The following is a 15,871-nucleotide window of genomic DNA, read 5'->3' as shown; positions in this document are numbered from 1 at the left end:
ATAAAGGCAAATTGTCGCAATTTCATGGATTCCCCCGGGGTCCCTAACGGACCGGAGGCGTCAAGGTTGCTGGCCGGCGTGTGCAAATTCGGCCGTATTCGTCCTAGTCGTCCGATTGCCGGTCTTCCCACTCGTCGGCCAGCTCGTCCCAGTAGTCGACGCTCAGGCGCCGCCGCCCGTGGGCCAGCCAACCCGCGGTGTTCCGCTCCAGGTGCAGCCCCAGCTCCGCGAACGCGTCGATCCACGGCCCCGGCTCGACGCCCAGCTCCACGAGGGCGGCGTTGATCGGCCACCCCGCCCGCGGGCGGTCGAACGCGGTGTCGACCCGCGGGCCCCAGCGCAGCGCGCCGCCGAGCCAGACCGCCGCCGACTGGTACCCGAGGCCACCGGAGAACTCCGCCTCCACGTACGCCACGGGACCCCGATGCGACCAGCGGGCCAGCGTCTCCGTGAGGGCCGGGGAGAGGACCAGGTGGAACGGGTGCCGGTCGTCGCGGACCGCCGTCGAATAGTCCGGCAGCTCGCCGGTCAGCTCCTCCACCAACTGGGGGGTGACCGGCAGCAGGGCGTAGTCCTGCCGCAGCTCGCCGAGCACCGCGTGGTCCAGGTCGACGGTGTGCTCACGCAACAGCTCGGCGTCCGCGATCACCGCGCTGAGCTGGTAACTCATCGGTCCACAGCCTGTGGATAGAACATGTGTACGACGGCCTGTGGATATCCGCGCTCAGCGCATCTCGGGCAGGGTTTCGGCGACCTCCACGCGGTCGCCGCCGTTGCCGCGGCGCCGGCTGTTCGTGTGCCGGCGCGGGACGCTCAGCTCCATGTCTCCGCCACTTCCGGATACGACGACGGGCCGGTCCCGTGCGGAACCGGCCCGTCGTGCTGCTCAGGCGAGCGGAGGATACGAGATTCGAACTCGTGAGGGGGGTTACCCCAACACGCTTTCCAAGCGTGCGCCCTAGGCCTCTAGGCGAATCCTCCGCGCAACAGGATACAGGTCCCCGTCGGATCGCCTACTCCACCACCCCCGGAAGATCGACAGATCGTCGGGTACGCTGGACGAGCCCCCCGTGCGGCGTGCATCTCGTGAACCTCCCCAGGGCCGGAAGGCAGCAAGGATAAGCGGGCTCTGACGGGTGCACGGGGGGCCCTTCTGTCTCCGGCCGTGATCGACACCAGATCGGCGAAGTGGCGGTGTCCGGGGCGCTGCGACACCGCCAGATCCCCGATGTCGTGTTGATCAAGCCCCGCCGAGCGCGGCGGACCGGCGGGGGTGGGTGGTCACCCGGGGCGTACCGGCGCAGAATGGCTCGGTCGAGAGGAGGCGGGACGGGTGGCACTGGCGCTCTACCGCAAGTACCGGCCGCGTACGTTCGCCGAGGTCATCGGGCAGGAGCACGTCACCGAGCCGCTGTCGCAGGCGCTGCGCAGCGGTCGGCTCAACCACGCCTACCTCTTCTCCGGCCCGCGCGGCTGCGGCAAGACCTCCAGCGCCCGGATCCTGGCCCGCTCGCTCAACTGTGAGCAGGGCCCCACCCCGGAGCCGTGCGGTCAGTGCGAGTCGTGCCGGTCCCTCGCCACCGACGGCGCCGGCTCGATCGACGTCATCGAGATCGACGCCGCCAGCCACGGCGGTGTCGACGACGCCCGCGAGCTGCGCGAGAAGGCGGTGTTCGCGCCCGCCCGCAGCCGCTTCAAGATCTACGTCATCGACGAGGCGCACATGGTCTCGTCGGCCGGCTTCAACGCCCTGCTCAAGCTGGTCGAGGAGCCGCCCGAGTACGTCAAGTTCATCTTCGCCACCACCGAGCCGGAGAAGGTCCTCGGCACGATCAAGTCGCGGACCCACCACTACCCGTTCCGGCTCATCCCGCCGAAGGTCCTCCGGCCGTACCTGGAGCAGCTCTGCGAGGCCGAGGGCGTCGCCGTCGAGCCGGCCGTCTTCCCGCTGGTGGTGCGCGCCGGTGGCGGCAGCGCCCGGGACAGCCTCTCGGTGCTCGACCAGCTCATCGCCGGCGCCGGCCCCGAAGGCGTCACCTACGCCCGGGCCGCCGCGCTGCTCGGCGTCACCGACTCGGCGCTGATCGACGAGATGTGCGACGCGCTGGCCGCCGGGGACGGCGCCGCCGCGTACGCCACCGTCGACCGGGTGGCCGAGGCCGGGCACGATCCGCGCCGGTTCGCGTCCGACCTGCTGGAGCGGCTGCGCGACCTCATCGTGCTCCAGCAGGTGCCGGACGCCGCCGCGAAGGGTCTGATCGACGGTCCGGCCGACCAGATCGAGCGGATGGCCGCCCAGGCGCAGCGGCTCGGCCCCGGCACCCTGTCCCGCTGCGCCGACATCGTGCACAACGGCCTGGTCGAGATGCGCGGCACCACCGCGCCCCGGCTGCTGCTGGAGCTGATCTGCGCCCGGATGCTGCTGCCCGGCGCCGACGACACCACGGGCGGCCTGCTCCAGCGCCTGGAACGCATGGAGCGCCGGCTCACCCTGGCAGGCACCGACGCGCCGCCGGCCGCCGCCGGCTCCGCGCCGGCCGCCGCCGCCCCGGCCGTACGCCCGGCGCCTCCCGCCTCGCCCGCGGCTGACGCCGCGGCACCGGCCGTGACCGCCACGGCGGCTGCCGCCACCCCCGAGCCGACCCCCGCGGCCCCGCCCGCACCCGCTGTCGGCCCGCCCCGCGCGCAGAGCGATGCGAGCGGCGCCCCCGCGCAGGCCGCCCCCGTCCGGCCCGCCGCCAGTGTCCCGTCCGCCACTCCCGACGGCGGGTCGTCGGCCGCGGCGCCCCGGCGGCCCGTGCCGCCCTCGGCCGTGATGCCCGACCCGGCCACCCCCGCCCCGCCCCGGCCCGGCGCCGAGGCGCCCGGGGCGCTGGACGCGGTCGCCGTACGCCGGGTGTGGCCGGACGTGGTGGGCAAGGTCAACCGGACCAACAAGCGGATCGCCGCGCTCATGCGTGACGCGGTGGTCCGCGATCTCGACGGCGACACACTGGTCGTCACCGTGAAGTCGGCCGTGCTCGCCCGGATGATGTCCGACCACGCCGCGGTGCTCACCGACGCCCTCTACGAGGAGCTGGGCGGGCGCTGGCAGATCCGCTGCGAGGTGGCCGGCGAGCGGGGTGGCGCCACGCTGCCCGGTCCGTCCCGGGCCGCCGGGCCGGCCCCCACGGCGCCCGCCCCGGCCCCGGCTGCGCCGGCCGCCGCTCGGGGCACGGGCGCGAGCGGCCGGGCGGGAGCCGAGCCGGCCGCGGACCGTGCCGAGGAGGGCTCGGCCGACGACGACTGGCCCGAACCGGCCCGACCCGGCGGGACGACCGCCTCCGGCCCGGCCGACGCCCCGGCGGACGCGGGCGACGACTGGCCCGAACCGGCCCGGCCGGGCGGCGCCGCGCCGGCCGCTCCCGTGAGTCCCGGGGCTCCGGCGGCCCGTGCGGGCGCACCGGGCGGCACCGCCGCACCGGCCGACGCTCCCGGCGGCGCCCCGGCCACTCCCCGGCAGGTGGCCGCCCCGAACGGCTCGGGTGCGCCGGTGAGTAGCGCCATCGCGGCGGCGCGGGCGGCAGCGGCCGGCCGTGGTCCGCGTACCGCCCAGCCGGCCCGGCCCACGGCGGACAACGACTGGGCGGGCGAACCGCCGTACGACCCGGACTACGACGGGCCGGTCCGGCCCGGCGGCGGGCGACCGGCGCCGGCGACCCCGGTCTACGAGGGCTTCGACCCGGGCGACGAGCCGCTGGACGACGTGATCGACGAGAAGACGGCCCGGGAGTCCAGCGAGGAGCAGGCGGTACGGCTGCTGCGCGAGGCGCTCGGCGCCGAGAAGATCGACGAGGTCGACGCCCGCTGAGTCGCGGTCGATCATGCAGTTGTGGTGGGGTACGAACGCCGTGAAATCCGCACACGCCGGGCACCACAACTGCATGATCGCCGAGCGGGTGGGCGGGGCGACGTCGTTCCCAACGGATAGGCTTTGCGGCGGCCTGACAGACGAGTGCGAGAAGGAGCCATCGTGCGCCCAGGTGGACAGCCGAACATGCAGCAGATGCTGAAGCAGGCGCAGAAGATGCAGCAGCAGATCGCCAAGGCCCAGGCCGAGCTCGCCGAGGCCGAGCTCACCGGCACCGCCGGCGGCGGGCTGGTGACCGTGACCGTCTCCGGTGCCGGCGATGTCAAGAGCATCAAGATCGACCCGAAGGCGGTCGACCCGGAGGACGTGGAGACCCTGGAGGACCTGGTCGTCGCGGCCCTGCACAACGCCGCCGAGGCGGCCCGGGAGCTGACCGAGACCAAGATGGGCCCCGTCGCCGGCGGCATGGGCGGCCTCGGCCTGCCAGGTTTCTGAGCGGCAGATGTACGAAGGTGCCATCCAGGACCTGATCGACGAGCTGGGCCGGCTGCCGGGCGTGGGCCCGAAGAGTGCCCAGCGGATCGCGTTCCACGTCCTGTCCGCCGATCCGGCCGACATCAACCGGCTGGCCGGCGCCCTGCGCAAGGTCAAGGAGCTGGTGCGGTTCTGCACCAGCTGCTACAACGTCGCCGAGTCCGAGCAGTGCCGGATCTGCCGCGACCCGCGCCGCACCGACGAGGTGATCTGCGTGGTCGAGGAGCCGAAGGACGTGGTGGCCATCGAGCGGACCGGCGAGTTCCGCGGCCGCTACCACGTGCTCGGCGGTGCCATCAACCCGTTGGAGGGCATCGGGCCCGACAACCTGCGCATCCGCGAGCTGATGACCCGGCTCGGCGGCGGCGCGGTCCGGGAGCTGATCCTCGCCACCGACCCGAACACCGAGGGCGAGGCCACCGCCACCTACCTGGCGCTGATGGTCAAGCCGATGGGGATCGCGGTCACCCGGCTCGCCAGTGGTCTCCCGGTCGGCGGCGACCTGGAGTACGCCGACGAGATCACCCTCGGCCGCGCCTTCGAGGGGCGCCGGGCCGTCTGAGCCGCCGGTCAGTGGCGGGCGGAGGAAAGCCCGCCACAGGGTGCGAACCCGCCCATCGGCGGATCCATCGATGTGTCGCCTTCGGTGTCCGGCGGGCCATCCGGTGTCAGAAGGTGTCGGCTTGATAGCGATTGCCTAACAGCAGTTCCTCTTCTCTGTGACCTGACATAGCCTCCCGCTCACGGACCGAGCCACGACTCCGCGTGGTCAGTCGCATGACAGAGGTGAGAGATGCAGGCGAGAAGGCTCAGAACGGCCGTCGCGATCGCGGCCGTCACCGCCCTGGCGGTAGGCGCCGCCGGGTGCGCGGAGAGCGAGCGTGACGGCGACAGCGGCGAGGCCAAGACCGGCGGCACCTTCATCTTCGCGGGTGCCGGTGACCCGAAGAACTTCGACCCGATCTTCAACGACGACGGTGAGTCGTTCCGGCCGATCCGGCAGATGTTCGACACCCTGGTCACCCACAAGCCGGGCACGGCCGACCTGACGGGCGGCCTGGCCGAGAGCTGGGAGCACGACGCCTCCGGCAAGGTGTGGACGTTCAAGCTCCGCCAGGGCGTGAAGTTCCACGACGGTACGCCGATGAACGCGGCCGCGGTCTGCTACAACTTCGACCGCTGGTACAACATGAAGGGCGCCGCGGCCCAGGCGAACATGATCTACTACATGGACACCTTCGGCGGGTTCGCGAAGAACGAGGCCGAGGGCGCCGGCGAGTCGATCTACGACAAGTGCGAGGCGAAGGACGACAACACCGCCGTCCTCTCGCTCAAGAAGTACAAGGGCGCCTTCCCCGGTGCCTTCGCGCTGACCTCGCTCTCGATCGCGAGCCCCGAGGCGCTCAAGAAGTACGACGCCGACACGGTCACGCAGAACGGCGACTCGTTCGCGTACAGCGCGTTCGCCAACGAGCACCCGGTCGGCACCGGTCCGTTCACCTTCGGCGGCTGGGACAAGGCCAAGGGTGAGATCACCCTGAACCGGAACCCCGACTACTGGGGCGACAAGGCCAAGGTCGACAAGCTGATCATCAAGATCATCAAGGACGAGAACACCCGTAAGCAGGAGCTGCGGGCCGGCACCGTCCACGGCATCGACTTCCCGGCCCCGGCCGACCGCAAGGCTCTCGCCGACGAGGGCTTCCAGGTCCTCGACCGCCCGGCCTTCAACATCCTCTACCTGGGCATCAACCAGAAGAACCCGAAGCTGAAGGACCTGCGGGTGCGCCAGGCGATCGCGTACGCGCTGAACCGCCAGCAGCTCGTGCAGACCAAGGGCCCGGGCGGCTCGAAGGTCGCCGACGAGTTCCTGCCGGACACCGTGCTCGGCTACGCCCCGGACGTGCAGAAGTACGAGTACAACCCGGACAAGGCCAAGCAGCTGCTCAAGGAGGCCGGCGCCGAGAACCTGACGCTGAACTTCTACTACCCGCCGGACGTCACCCGGCCGTACATGCCGAACCCGCAGGAGATCTTCACCATCCTGGCCAACGACCTGCAGGCCGTGGGCATCAAGGTCAACGGCGTGCCGCGTCCGTGGAACGGTGGCTTCAAGGACGACGTGCAGACGTTCGGCAAGCACGACCTGCACATCCTCGGCTGGACCGGTGACTACAACGACCCGGGCAACTTCGTCGGGACGTTCTTCGGCCGGGGCAAGGCCGAGTTCGGCGACCAGGCGATGACCGAGATGTTCGACGCCATCACCAAGGCCGACGCCACCGTCGACGAGGCGGGCAAGAAGGCGGCCTGGGAGCAGGTCAACCGTGACATCGCCAGCAAGTGGCTGCCGGCCGTGCCGGTGTGGCACGCCCCGCCGGCCATCGTCGTCACGAAGGACGTCCAGGGGCTGCTCGCCAGCCCGCTGACCGACGAGCGGTTCAACACCGTCAGCGTCAAGCAGTGACGCCGATCGGCTGACGCCGTAGGCGGAATCGGCCCGGGTTGGGGGTTTCCCCCGCCCGGGCCGATTCCGCGACCATCGAGAGTCTGGTGTGTGAGAGATGTTGCGAGTCATAGTTCGCCGCCTGCTACAGCTGGTGGTGACGCTGATAGCGCTGTCGGCGCTGATCTTCATCTGGTTGCGGAACCTGCCCGGCGGCCCGGTCGACGCGCTGCTCGGTGAGCGGGCCACCCCCGAAACCCGCGCCCTGCTGACCAAGGCGCTCGGCTACGACCAGCCGATCTACGTGCAGTACGGCAAGTTCATGCAGCGGATCCTGACCGGCGACTTCGGCAACTCGATCCGCACCGGAGACCCCGTCATCGAGGTGATCGGCCGGGCCTTCCCGGCCACGTTCGAGCTGGCCCTCGCCGCGATGATCATCGCGGTCGGCCTCGGCATCCCGCTCGGCTACCTGGCCGCCCGCTGGCGCGGTCGGGCCCTCGACCACCTGACCGTGGTCGGCACGCTGCTCGGCATCTCGATCCCGATCTTCTTCCTGGGCTACCTGCTCAAGGACGTCTTCACCCAGAACATCCACTGGTTCCCGCCGTCCGGTCGGGTCGGCATCGGGTTGGACAACACCAACGTCACGGGCTTCTTCGTCCTCGACGGACTGCTGACCCGGGAGTTCGACGCCGCCGCGGACGCGCTCTGGCACCTGATCCTGCCGGCGCTGACGCTCGCCACCATCCCGCTGGCGGTCATCGTCCGGATGACCCGGGCCAGCGTGCTCGACGTGCTCAACGAGGACTACGTCCGCACCGCCGAGGCCAAGGGCCTGCGGCACCGCACCATCCGGGGCCGGCACATCCTGCGCAACGCGCTCCTGCCGGTGGTCACCACCATCGGTCTCCAGACCGGCGCGCTGCTCTCCGGCGCCGTCCTCACCGAGAAGGTCTACAACTGGGGCGGCCTCGGCACCCTGATCACCGACTCGATCACCGGCAGCCGGGACTACCCCGTCCTCCAGGCGCTGATCCTGCTGGCCGCGCTGGTCTTCGTGGTGGTCAACCTGCTGGTCGACCTCTCCTACGCGTTCATCGACCCGAGGGTGCGTGTGCGATGACCGAACCCACCACGCAGGCCGGTACCCCGGCCCCCCGGCGCAAGGACGAGCGCCCGGACCGCGGGAACGTCACACGGCTCGGCGACCGCAAGAAGGCGCGCCTGGAGGAACTGGCGCAGGCCAGCGCCGGCAAGGGCGGCGTGAGCCTCCTGCGCGACGCGCTCCGCCGGCTGCGGCGCAACCCGGCCGCGATCGTCGGCGCCACCATCATCGCGCTCTTCGTGCTCGTGGCGATCTTCGCGCCGCTGATCGCGCCGCACGACCCGGTGCAGCGCTTCGACGAACTGACCAGCCGGCTCTCGGCCGACACCATCCCCGGCCCGTCCGACGGATTCCCGCTCGGCTCCGACGAACTGGGCCGGGACCTGCTGTCCCGCCTCATCTACGGCAGCCGGCAGACGCTCTTCGTCGGTGTCTTCGCCACCCTCATCGGGCTCGCCATCGGCGTGCTGCTCGGCGCGATCGCGGGCGCCTTCGGCGGCTGGGTGGACAACATCCTCATGCGCGTCACCGACGTGATGCTGGCCCTGCCGGCCCTGCTGCTGGCGATCACCCTGGTCGCGCTGGCCAGCAGGTCGAGCCAGTGGACGGTCATCCTGGCGGTGGCCATCGTCAACGTGCCCGTCTTCGCCCGGCTGCTGCGCGGCTCCATGCTCGCCCAGCGGGAGAGCGACCACGTGCTCGCGGCCCGGGCGCTGGGCGTCAAGAAGCGCAGCATCGTCCTGCGCCACATGCTCCCCAACGCCATGACGGCGGTGATCGTGCAGGCCACGCTGACGCTCTCCGTCGCGATCATCGAGGCCGCGTCGCTCTCCTTCCTCGGCCTCGGCGACCCCGACCGGGACCGGGCCGAGTGGGGCGCGATGCTCGGCGACGCCGGCGTCCGCTACTTCGAGGTGCGTCCCGAGCTGGCCTACTACCCGGCGCTGGCGATCATCGTTGTCGCGCTCGGTTTCACCCTGCTCGGTGAGGCGATGCGTGAGGCCCTCGACCCGAAGAACCGGCGGTGACGACGGTGCGACGGACAAACCAGCACGGTGAGGAAGTGACCCGATGAGCCTGCTCGACGTACGGGACCTGAGCGTCGTGTTCCAGCGGCGCGGCGAGCGGCCGTTCACGGCGGTCGACAAGGTCAGCTTCACGGTGGAGCCGGGGCAGACCGTCGGCCTGGTCGGCGAGTCGGGCTGTGGCAAGAGCGTGACCAGCCTCGCGATCATGGGACTGCTTCCCAAGCGCGGCAACAAGGTCACCGGCGAGGTCCTCTTCGAGGGCACCGACCTGCTCAAGCTGCGGCCGGACGACATGCGGGACCGGCGCGGCCGGGACATCGGCATGATCTTCCAGGACCCGCTGTCCTCTCTGAACCCGGTCATCCCGATCGGCGTCCAGGTGGCCGAGGTGCTGGAGCGGCACCAGGGCCGGGAGCGCAAGCAGGCGCTGCGGGAGGCGCGCGAACTGTTGGACGCGGTCGGCATCCCCGACCCGGACCGGCGGCTCAAGGAGTACCCGCACCAGATCTCCGGCGGTATGCGGCAGCGGGCGCTGATCGCGATCGCCCTCGCCTGCAAGCCGCGCCTGCTCATCGCCGACGAGCCGACCACGGCGCTGGACGTGACCATCCAGGCGCAGATCCTGACGCTGCTCAAGCAGTTGGTGGACGACACCGGGACCGCGCTCATCATGATCACTCACGACCTCGGTGTGGTGGCCGGCCTCTGCGACACGGTCAATGTGCTCTACGGCGGCAAGGTGGTGGAGCGGGCCCGCCGGCACGAGCTGTTCGGGCAGCCCCGCCACCCGTACACCCACGGGCTGCTGAACTCCGTGCCCCGGCTCGACTCGATCCGCGGCGAGCGGCTGCACGCCATCCGCGGCTCGGTGGCCGACAACATCCCGTGGACCGAGGGCTGCGCCTTCGCGCCGCGATGCGACAACGTTGTCGACGCGTGCCTCGAAGGGCCGCCCCCGCTCGAGCCCACCGCCACCGGCGGCGACCTGCGCTGCAACAACCCCGTTTCCGAGGAGGTGGCGGTACCGTGACCGAGCGGACCGGACCACTGGTCGAACTGCGTGACGTCAAGGTCCACTTCCCGATCAAGAGCGGCCTGCTCGTCGACCGCACCGTCGGGTACGTCTACGCGGTGGACGGCGTCTCGCTGTCCATCAACGCGGGCGAGACGTACGGGCTGGTCGGCGAATCCGGCTGCGGCAAGTCGACGCTGGGTCGTGGCCTGCTGCGGCTGGTCGAGCCGACCGACGGTGAGATCGTCTTCGACGGCACCGACGTCCGAGCGCTCAAGGGCGAGACGATGCGCCGGGCCCGCCGCCGGATGCAGATGATCTTCCAGGACCCGCTGTCCAGTCTGGACCCCCGCCAGTCGGTGGAGTCGCTGCTGGTCGAGGGGCTCAAGGCGCACGGGCTGGCCAAGGACAAGGCGGAGACCAACCGGCGGCTGCGCGAGACGCTGGAGGCGGTCGGCCTGCCCGCCTCGGCGCTCACCAAGTACCCGCACGAGTTCTCCGGCGGCCAGCGCCAGCGCATCGGCATCGCCCGGGCGCTGGTGCTCAACCCGGACCTCATCGTGGCCGACGAGCCGGTCTCCGCGCTCGACGTGTCGATCCAGGCGCAGGTGCTCAACCTGCTGAAGGACCTGCAGACCGAGCGCGGCCTCACGTACCTGATCATCGCCCACGACCTGGCGGTGGTCCGGCACATCTCGGACACCGTCGGGGTCATGTACCTGGGCGGGCTCGTCGAGGAGGCGTCCAGCGAGGATCTGTACCGCGAGCCGCTGCACCCGTACACCCGGGCGCTCATGTCGGCGGTGCCGGTGCCGGACCCCCTGGTGGAGGACCGGCGGGAGCGGATCCTCCTGGCCGGCGACCTGCCCTCGCCGTCGAACCCGCCGGCCGGGTGCCGGTTCCACACCCGCTGCCCGTGGGCGCAGCCGACGCGCTGCGGCGACGAACGGCCGGCGCTGCGCGAGGTGACCGCCGGGCACCGGGTGGCCTGCCACTACGCGGAGGACATCGAGGCCGGGCGGATCCGGCCGCACGAGGTCGAGCCGGAGCTGGTCCGGCCGGTCGACGGCGACCTCCCCGGCGACCCGGGCGAACTGATCCCCACGCCCTGACCGTCGAAGGGACCGGGCCGGCCACGGGTTGGCCGGCCCGGCCCGGGCGCGCCCCACACCGACTCGGCGATCATGCAGTTGTGGTGCCCGACGTGGGGTGATACACCCCGTCCGTCCCCCACCACAGGTGCATGATCGACGGCTGGGGGCCGGGGACTCAGCCCTCCGGGCGGTTGAGCAGGCCCACGGCGATGGTGTGTACGGCGTCCAGGCCGGCCGGGTCGGCCAACGCGGCGCGGCCGCCGGTCACCGCGTACCACTCGTCGGCGTCCTTGTACTGCACGGTGAGCCGGACCTGGCCGTCGACGTACTCGCTGCGCAGGGTCAGCTCGCCCGTGACGACGCCGACCTCGTCGGTCATCACCCCGCCCGGGCCCGGCACGATGTCGGCGGTGCGGCTCTGCGGCGCGCCGGCGACACCGGTGCCGGCGACACCGGCGCCGCCCCCGGCGGTGCCGCTCTCCGCGTCTGCCTGCATCCCGGCGCCCGGCACCGCCGCGGTGGCCGCCGGCGGCCCGTCGGCGTTCATGCCCGCGCCCGGCACCGCGCCCGGCGCGGCGCTGCCGTCCGCTGTCATGCCGGCCGTCGTCGACTCCGGCCCCGTCACGGCTTGCTCGCCCATGTGCAGCCCTCCAACATGTCGGTCAGGGTGGCCTTCTCGGCGCTGGTCACCGTCAGCCGCCAGTGATGCTTGACCGTCACCCAGTTCTCGGCGTACTGGCACCAGTACGACCGGTTCGCCGGTTTCCACTGGGACGGGTCCTGGTCACCCTTTGCCCGGTTGGAGGAGGCGGAAACCGCGATGAGCTGCGGTCTCGTCGTGTCGTTCGCGAAGTCGCCCCGCTTCGCGTCGTCCCACTCGTCGGCGCCCGAGCGCCACGCGTTGGCGAGCGGGACCACGTGGTCGATATCCACGTCGGACGGATCGGTGAAGACGCGCCCGTCGTACGCGCTTTCCCAGCGGCCGGCCACCACGTTGCAGCCGGAGAGCTTGATGTTCTTCCCGTCACGCTTCAGGACGGTGTCGCGCACGTCACAGTTGGTGCCGGTGTCGCGCCAGTGCGGGAACCGCTCCCGGCTGTAACCCTTCATCGACCCAGCGCCGGCCACCGTGAGCTGGCCCAACATCGCCAGGGCGTTGCCGCGCGCGCTCGGCGACACGTCCGGGTCCGGTTCGTCGACCGCCAGGCAGCCGGCCGCGCCGAGCGCCAGCGCCGCGGTGAGCGCGGCCGCCAGCGCCGCGCGCGGTCGTGATCTGGTACGCACAGACGACACCTCTCCAGCTTGCGGGCTCCCGGCGATCCCGCACAGTACCCAAGCACGGTTTCGGCGTTTCGTGGCGTCTCCCACATCGTGCAGGAAGGATGGTTAGCCGTGACCCAGCCCGCGCCCGCACTCCGGATGGGCACTGCCGCCGGGCGCGGCACGCTGCTGGCCGCCGTCCTCGCCTCCGGCATGGTGTTCCTGGACAGCACGGTGGTCAACGTGGCGCTGCCCCACCTCGGCGCCGACCTGCACGCGACCGTCGCCGACCTCCAGTGGACGGTGAACGGCTACCTGCTGATGCTGGCCGCGTTCGTGCTGCTCGGCGGCGCACTCGGGGACCGGTTCGGCCGGCGCCGGGTCTTCCTGCTCGGGGTGGTCTGGTTCACCGCCGCGTCCGTGCTCTGCGGCCTCGCCCAGGGAACCGGTTGGCTGATCGGCGCGCGGTTCCTCCAGGGCGCCGGCGGCGCGCTGCTGACCCCCGGCTCGCTGTCGGTGCTCCAGTCGAGCTTCCACCCCGACGACCGGGGCCGGGCGATCGGCATGTGGTCGGGGCTGTCCGGAGTGTCCACGGCGCTCGGCCCGTTCCTCGGCGGCTGGCTCATCGACGCGCTCTCCTGGCGCTGGATCTTCTTCCTCAACGTGCCGCTCGCCGTCCTCGTTCTGCTGGCCGCGCTGCGCTGGGTGCCGGAGAGCTGCGACGAGGACGTGTCCCGCACCCGCGCGGAGGGGCAGGGGCACCGCCGGTTCGACGTGGCCGGTGCCCTGCTCGGCGCGCTCGCGCTGGGTGGCATCACGTACGCGCTGATCGACGCGCCCGGCCGGGGGATCGGCGCGCCGGCGGTGTGGGGTGCGGCGGCGGCCGGCGTGGTCGGTGGTGTGGCCTTCGTGCTGCTCGAACGGCGTCGGGGCGAGGCGGCGATGCTGCCCACCGTGCTGTTCCGCAGCCGCCTCTTCTCGGCCCTGAACATCTTCACCGTGATCGTCTACGCCGCGCTCAACGGTTTCACGTTCTTCCTGGCCGTCTACCTCCAGAACGTGCTCGGCTGGTCGGCGCTCCTCACCGGGATCGCGTTGCTGCCGATGACCGTGCTGCTGCTCGTCGGTTCGTCCCGGGCCGGTGCCCTGTCGGCGCGGATCGGGCCGCGGCTGCCGCTGACCGTCGGCCCGGTGGTGGCCGCCGCCGGGCTGCTGCTGTTGCGCGGTGTGAGCCCCGGCGCGTCGTACTGGCGGGACGTGCTGCCCGGGGTCGCGCTGTTCGGCCTCGGGCTGACGCTGGTGGTCGCGCCGCTCACCGCGTCCGTGCTGGCGGCCGTCGCGGACCGGTTCGCCGGGGTGGCGAGCGGCTTCAACAACGCGGCCGCGCGGGCCGGTGGCCTGCTCGCGATCGCGGCGCTGCCGTTGCTGGTCGGCCTCTCCGGGAGCGGGTACGAGCAGCACGGCGCGCTGACCAGCGCATTCCGCGGCGCCATGCTCTGGTGCGCGGGGTTGCTCGTGGTCGGCGCCGTGCTGGCCGTCGTGCTCGTCCACCGGCCGCCGAGGGCGGACCGGGCAGACCAGCCGGCCGACCGGTCGGACGGGTCGCCACGATCGGACCGGGCGGACCGAGGGGCCCCCTGAGGGACCCCTCGGCCGACGTCAGCCCCGGGCCCGGTTGACGGCGCTCGTCACGGCCTTGATCGAGGCGGTGACGATGTTCGCGTCCACGCCCACGCCCCAGACGGTCGCACCGTCCACCTCGCACTCCACGTACGCGGCGGCCTGCGCGTCCCCACCGGAGGAGAGCGCGTGCTCGTGGTAGTCGAGCACCCGTACGCTCACGCCCACCGACTGGAGCGCGTTGACGTACGCGTCGATGGGACCGTTGCCGACCGCGGTGAGCGACCGCTGCGCGCCCTCGACACCGACGCGGGCCTCGATCTCGACCTTGCCGTCGGCGGTGCCGATCGTGTAGCCGGCCAGCGTGACCGCCGGGTCGGGCTGGTGGTCGACCAGGTAGTTGCGGGCGAAGATCTCCCACATGGCGCCCGGCTCGACCTCGCCGCCGCCGTGGTCGGTGACCTGCTGGACGACGCCGGAGAACTCGATCTGGAGGCGGCGCGGGAGGTCGAGCTGGTGCTCGCTCTTCATGATGTACGCGACGCCGCCCTTGCCGGACTGCGAGTTGACCCGGATGACGGCCTCGTAGGTGCGCCCCAGGTCCTTCGGGTCGATCGGCAGGTACGGCACCGCCCACGGGTGCTCGTCGACCGGCACCCCGGCCGCCTCGGCGTCCGCCGTGAGCGCGTCGAAGCCCTTCTTGATGGCGTCCTGGTGGGAGCCGGAGAAGGCCGTGTAGACCAGGTCGCCCGCGTACGGGTGGCGCTCGTGCACCGGGAGTTGGTTGCAGTACTCGACGGTCCGCTTCACCTCGTCGATGTTGCTGAAGTCGATCATCGGGTCGATGCCCTGGGAGAACAGGTTGAGGCCCAGCGTGACCAGGTCGACGTTGCCGGTGCGCTCGCCGTTGCCGAACAGGCAGCCCTCGATCCGGTCGGCGCCGGCCAGCAGGCCCAGTTCGGCGGCAGCCACACCGGTGCCCCGGTCGTTGTGCGGGTGCAGGCTCAGCACCAGACTGTCCCGGCGGGGCAGGTGCCGGTGCATCCACTCGATCGAGTCCGCGTACACGTTGGGCATCGCCATCTCGACGGTCGCCGGCAGGTTGATGATCAGCTTCCGGTCCGGCGTCGGGTCGATCACCTCGATGACCTTGCTGCACACCTCCAGCGCGTACTCCAGCTCGGTGCCCGTGTACGACTCCGGCGAGTACTCGTAGTGGATGTCGGTGTCCGGGGTGTGGATCTCGGCGTACTTCTGGCAGAGGCGGGCGCCCGTGGTGGCGATGTCGGTGATGCCGTCGCGGTCCAGGCCGAAGACCACCCGGCGCTGGAGCGTCGACGTGGAGTTGTAGAAGTGCACGATCGCCCGCTTCGCGCCGCGCAGCGACTCGAACGTCCGGTCGATCAGGTGCTCCCGGCACTGGGTGAGCACCTGGATGGTCACGTCGTCCGGGATCAGGTCCTGTTCGATGAGCTGCCGGACGAAGTCGTAGTCGGTCTGGCTCGCCGAGGGGAACCCGACCTCGATCTCCTTGTAGCCCATCTGCACCAGCAGCTGGAACATCCGCCGCTTGCGCTCGGGCGACATGGGGTCGATGAGCGCCTGGTTGCCGTCCCGCAGGTCGACGGCGCACCAGCGGGGCGCGGCGGCCACGTGACGGGTGGGCCAGGTGCGGTCCGGCAGGTCGATGTGGAACTGCTGCTGGTAGGGCTCGTAGCGGGTGTGCGGCATCCGGCTCGGGCGCTGCCGGGCGATCGGATCGGTTTCGGCGTCGACGACGGGTGAAGCCATCTCGGAGTGCTCCCTGGGAACATGTGGCGTCAGCAGATCGGAAGGTGTCGGCGTGGTGCCGGGCGACGGTGCTCCGGCGGTGCCGAGAAGGAAGTTCGGATGTGCTGGACGGCGCGGTTCAACTCCGC

The 15,871-nt window shown here is 71.6% G+C and carries 13 protein-coding genes, 1 tRNA gene and 1 other RNA gene; 10 read left to right on the top strand and 5 right to left on the bottom strand.

The genetic code is table 11. The annotated features are described in order from the left end of the window. Positions 1–103: 103 nt before the first annotated feature. Both D7193_RS21680 and D7193_RS21675 read right to left on the bottom strand, forming a co-directional pair. Positions 104–670 carry a hypothetical protein gene (locus D7193_RS21680; RefSeq protein WP_120781292.1) on the bottom strand — a complete coding sequence of 189 codons (567 nt, stop codon included), beginning with the start codon at positions 668–670 and terminating at the stop codon, positions 104–106. A gap of 225 nt (positions 671–895) precedes the next feature. Then, positions 896–981, bottom strand: a tRNA-Ser gene (locus tag D7193_RS21675). Between the two features lie 79 nt (positions 982–1,060). Here D7193_RS21675 and ffs point away from each other — a divergent pair. From ffs to D7193_RS21630, 9 genes are all read left to right on the top strand, one after another. After that, an RNA gene (gene ffs / locus D7193_RS21670) (signal recognition particle sRNA small type) lies at positions 1,061–1,155 on the top strand. A gap of 178 nt (positions 1,156–1,333) precedes the next feature. Then, positions 1,334–3,850: a DNA polymerase III subunit gamma and tau gene (locus tag D7193_RS21665; protein WP_120781291.1), complete on the top strand. Its 2,517-nt coding sequence runs from the start codon at positions 1,334–1,336 to the stop codon at positions 3,848–3,850. Positions 3,851–4,036: 186 nt separating this feature from the next. Continuing rightward, complete coding sequence (locus D7193_RS21660; RefSeq protein WP_241563281.1) at positions 4,037–4,345, top strand: YbaB/EbfC family nucleoid-associated protein; 309 nt, start codon at positions 4,037–4,039, stop codon at positions 4,343–4,345. A gap of 7 nt (positions 4,346–4,352) precedes the next feature. Beyond that, complete coding sequence (gene recR, locus D7193_RS21655; protein WP_120781289.1) at positions 4,353–4,946, top strand: recombination mediator RecR; 594 nt, start codon at positions 4,353–4,355, stop codon at positions 4,944–4,946. A 231-nt stretch (positions 4,947–5,177) separates the two neighbouring features. Then, positions 5,178–6,851, top strand: coding sequence for an ABC transporter substrate-binding protein (locus D7193_RS21650; RefSeq protein ID WP_120781288.1), 1,674 nt, complete (start codon positions 5,178–5,180; stop codon positions 6,849–6,851). Between the two features lie 97 nt (positions 6,852–6,948). Continuing rightward, a complete protein-coding gene (locus D7193_RS21645; RefSeq protein ID WP_120781287.1) occupies positions 6,949–7,956 on the top strand; it encodes an ABC transporter permease in 1,008 nt (335 codons plus the stop codon). Then, the gene (locus tag D7193_RS21640; protein ID WP_120781286.1) at positions 7,953–8,966 is read left to right on the top strand and encodes an ABC transporter permease; all 1,014 of its coding nucleotides are present in this window, start codon (positions 7,953–7,955) and stop codon (positions 8,964–8,966) included. Before D7193_RS21645 ends, D7193_RS21640 begins: the two co-directional genes overlap by 4 nt. A gap of 43 nt (positions 8,967–9,009) precedes the next feature. Further along, the gene (locus tag D7193_RS21635) at positions 9,010–9,996 is read left to right on the top strand and encodes an ABC transporter ATP-binding protein (RefSeq protein WP_120781285.1); all 987 of its coding nucleotides are present in this window, start codon (positions 9,010–9,012) and stop codon (positions 9,994–9,996) included. Then, positions 9,993–11,090 carry an ABC transporter ATP-binding protein gene (locus D7193_RS21630; protein WP_120781284.1) on the top strand — a complete coding sequence of 366 codons (1,098 nt, stop codon included), beginning with the start codon at positions 9,993–9,995 and terminating at the stop codon, positions 11,088–11,090. The genes D7193_RS21635 and D7193_RS21630 overlap by 4 nt, the downstream gene beginning before the upstream one ends. 157 nt (positions 11,091–11,247) lie before the next feature. On the opposite strand, the gene D7193_RS21625 is transcribed toward D7193_RS21630, so the two are convergent. Further along, a complete protein-coding gene (locus D7193_RS21625; protein ID WP_120781283.1) occupies positions 11,248–11,712 on the bottom strand; it encodes a hypothetical protein in 465 nt (154 codons plus the stop codon). Further along, positions 11,694–12,356: an HNH endonuclease family protein gene (locus tag D7193_RS21620; RefSeq protein WP_120781282.1), complete on the bottom strand. Its 663-nt coding sequence runs from the start codon at positions 12,354–12,356 to the stop codon at positions 11,694–11,696. Before D7193_RS21620 ends, D7193_RS21625 begins: the two co-directional genes overlap by 19 nt. A 135-nt stretch (positions 12,357–12,491) precedes the next feature. Here D7193_RS21620 and D7193_RS21615 point away from each other — a divergent pair, with 135 nt between their 5' ends. Beyond that, the gene (locus D7193_RS21615; RefSeq protein ID WP_120781430.1) at positions 12,492–13,973 is read left to right on the top strand and encodes an MFS transporter; all 1,482 of its coding nucleotides are present in this window, start codon (positions 12,492–12,494) and stop codon (positions 13,971–13,973) included. Positions 13,974–13,991: 18 nt separating this feature from the next. Here D7193_RS21615 and leuA read toward each other — a convergent pair whose 3' ends face one another. After that, complete coding sequence (leuA, locus tag D7193_RS21610) at positions 13,992–15,743, bottom strand: 2-isopropylmalate synthase (protein ID WP_120781281.1); 1,752 nt, start codon at positions 15,741–15,743, stop codon at positions 13,992–13,994. Positions 15,744–15,871: the final 128 nt, after the last annotated feature.

This window comes from Micromonospora costi (assembly GCF_003626655.1).
In the GTDB taxonomy this organism is placed as follows: Bacteria; Actinomycetota; Actinomycetes; order Mycobacteriales; family Micromonosporaceae; genus Micromonospora; species Micromonospora costi.
This window is presented reverse-complemented; position numbering and strand designations above follow the sequence as displayed.

Coding starts and splice junctions, on each gene's coding strand:
- D7193_RS21680 (WP_120781292.1), bottom strand. CDS start 670: ATGAGTTACCAGCTCAGCGCGGTGATCGCGGACGCCGAGCTGTTGCGT.
- D7193_RS21660 (WP_241563281.1), top strand. CDS start 4,037: ATGCAGCAGATGCTGAAGCAGGCGCAGAAGATGCAGCAGCAGATCGCC.
- recR (WP_120781289.1), top strand. CDS start 4,353: ATGTACGAAGGTGCCATCCAGGACCTGATCGACGAGCTGGGCCGGCTG.
- D7193_RS21650 (WP_120781288.1), top strand. CDS start 5,178: ATGCAGGCGAGAAGGCTCAGAACGGCCGTCGCGATCGCGGCCGTCACC.
- D7193_RS21645 (WP_120781287.1), top strand. CDS start 6,949: ATGTTGCGAGTCATAGTTCGCCGCCTGCTACAGCTGGTGGTGACGCTG.
- D7193_RS21640 (WP_120781286.1), top strand. CDS start 7,953: ATGACCGAACCCACCACGCAGGCCGGTACCCCGGCCCCCCGGCGCAAG.
- D7193_RS21635 (WP_120781285.1), top strand. CDS start 9,010: ATGAGCCTGCTCGACGTACGGGACCTGAGCGTCGTGTTCCAGCGGCGC.
- D7193_RS21625 (WP_120781283.1), bottom strand. CDS start 11,712: ATGGGCGAGCAAGCCGTGACGGGGCCGGAGTCGACGACGGCCGGCATG.
- D7193_RS21615 (WP_120781430.1), top strand. CDS start 12,492: ATGGGCACTGCCGCCGGGCGCGGCACGCTGCTGGCCGCCGTCCTCGCC.
- leuA (WP_120781281.1), bottom strand. CDS start 15,743: ATGGCTTCACCCGTCGTCGACGCCGAAACCGATCCGATCGCCCGGCAG.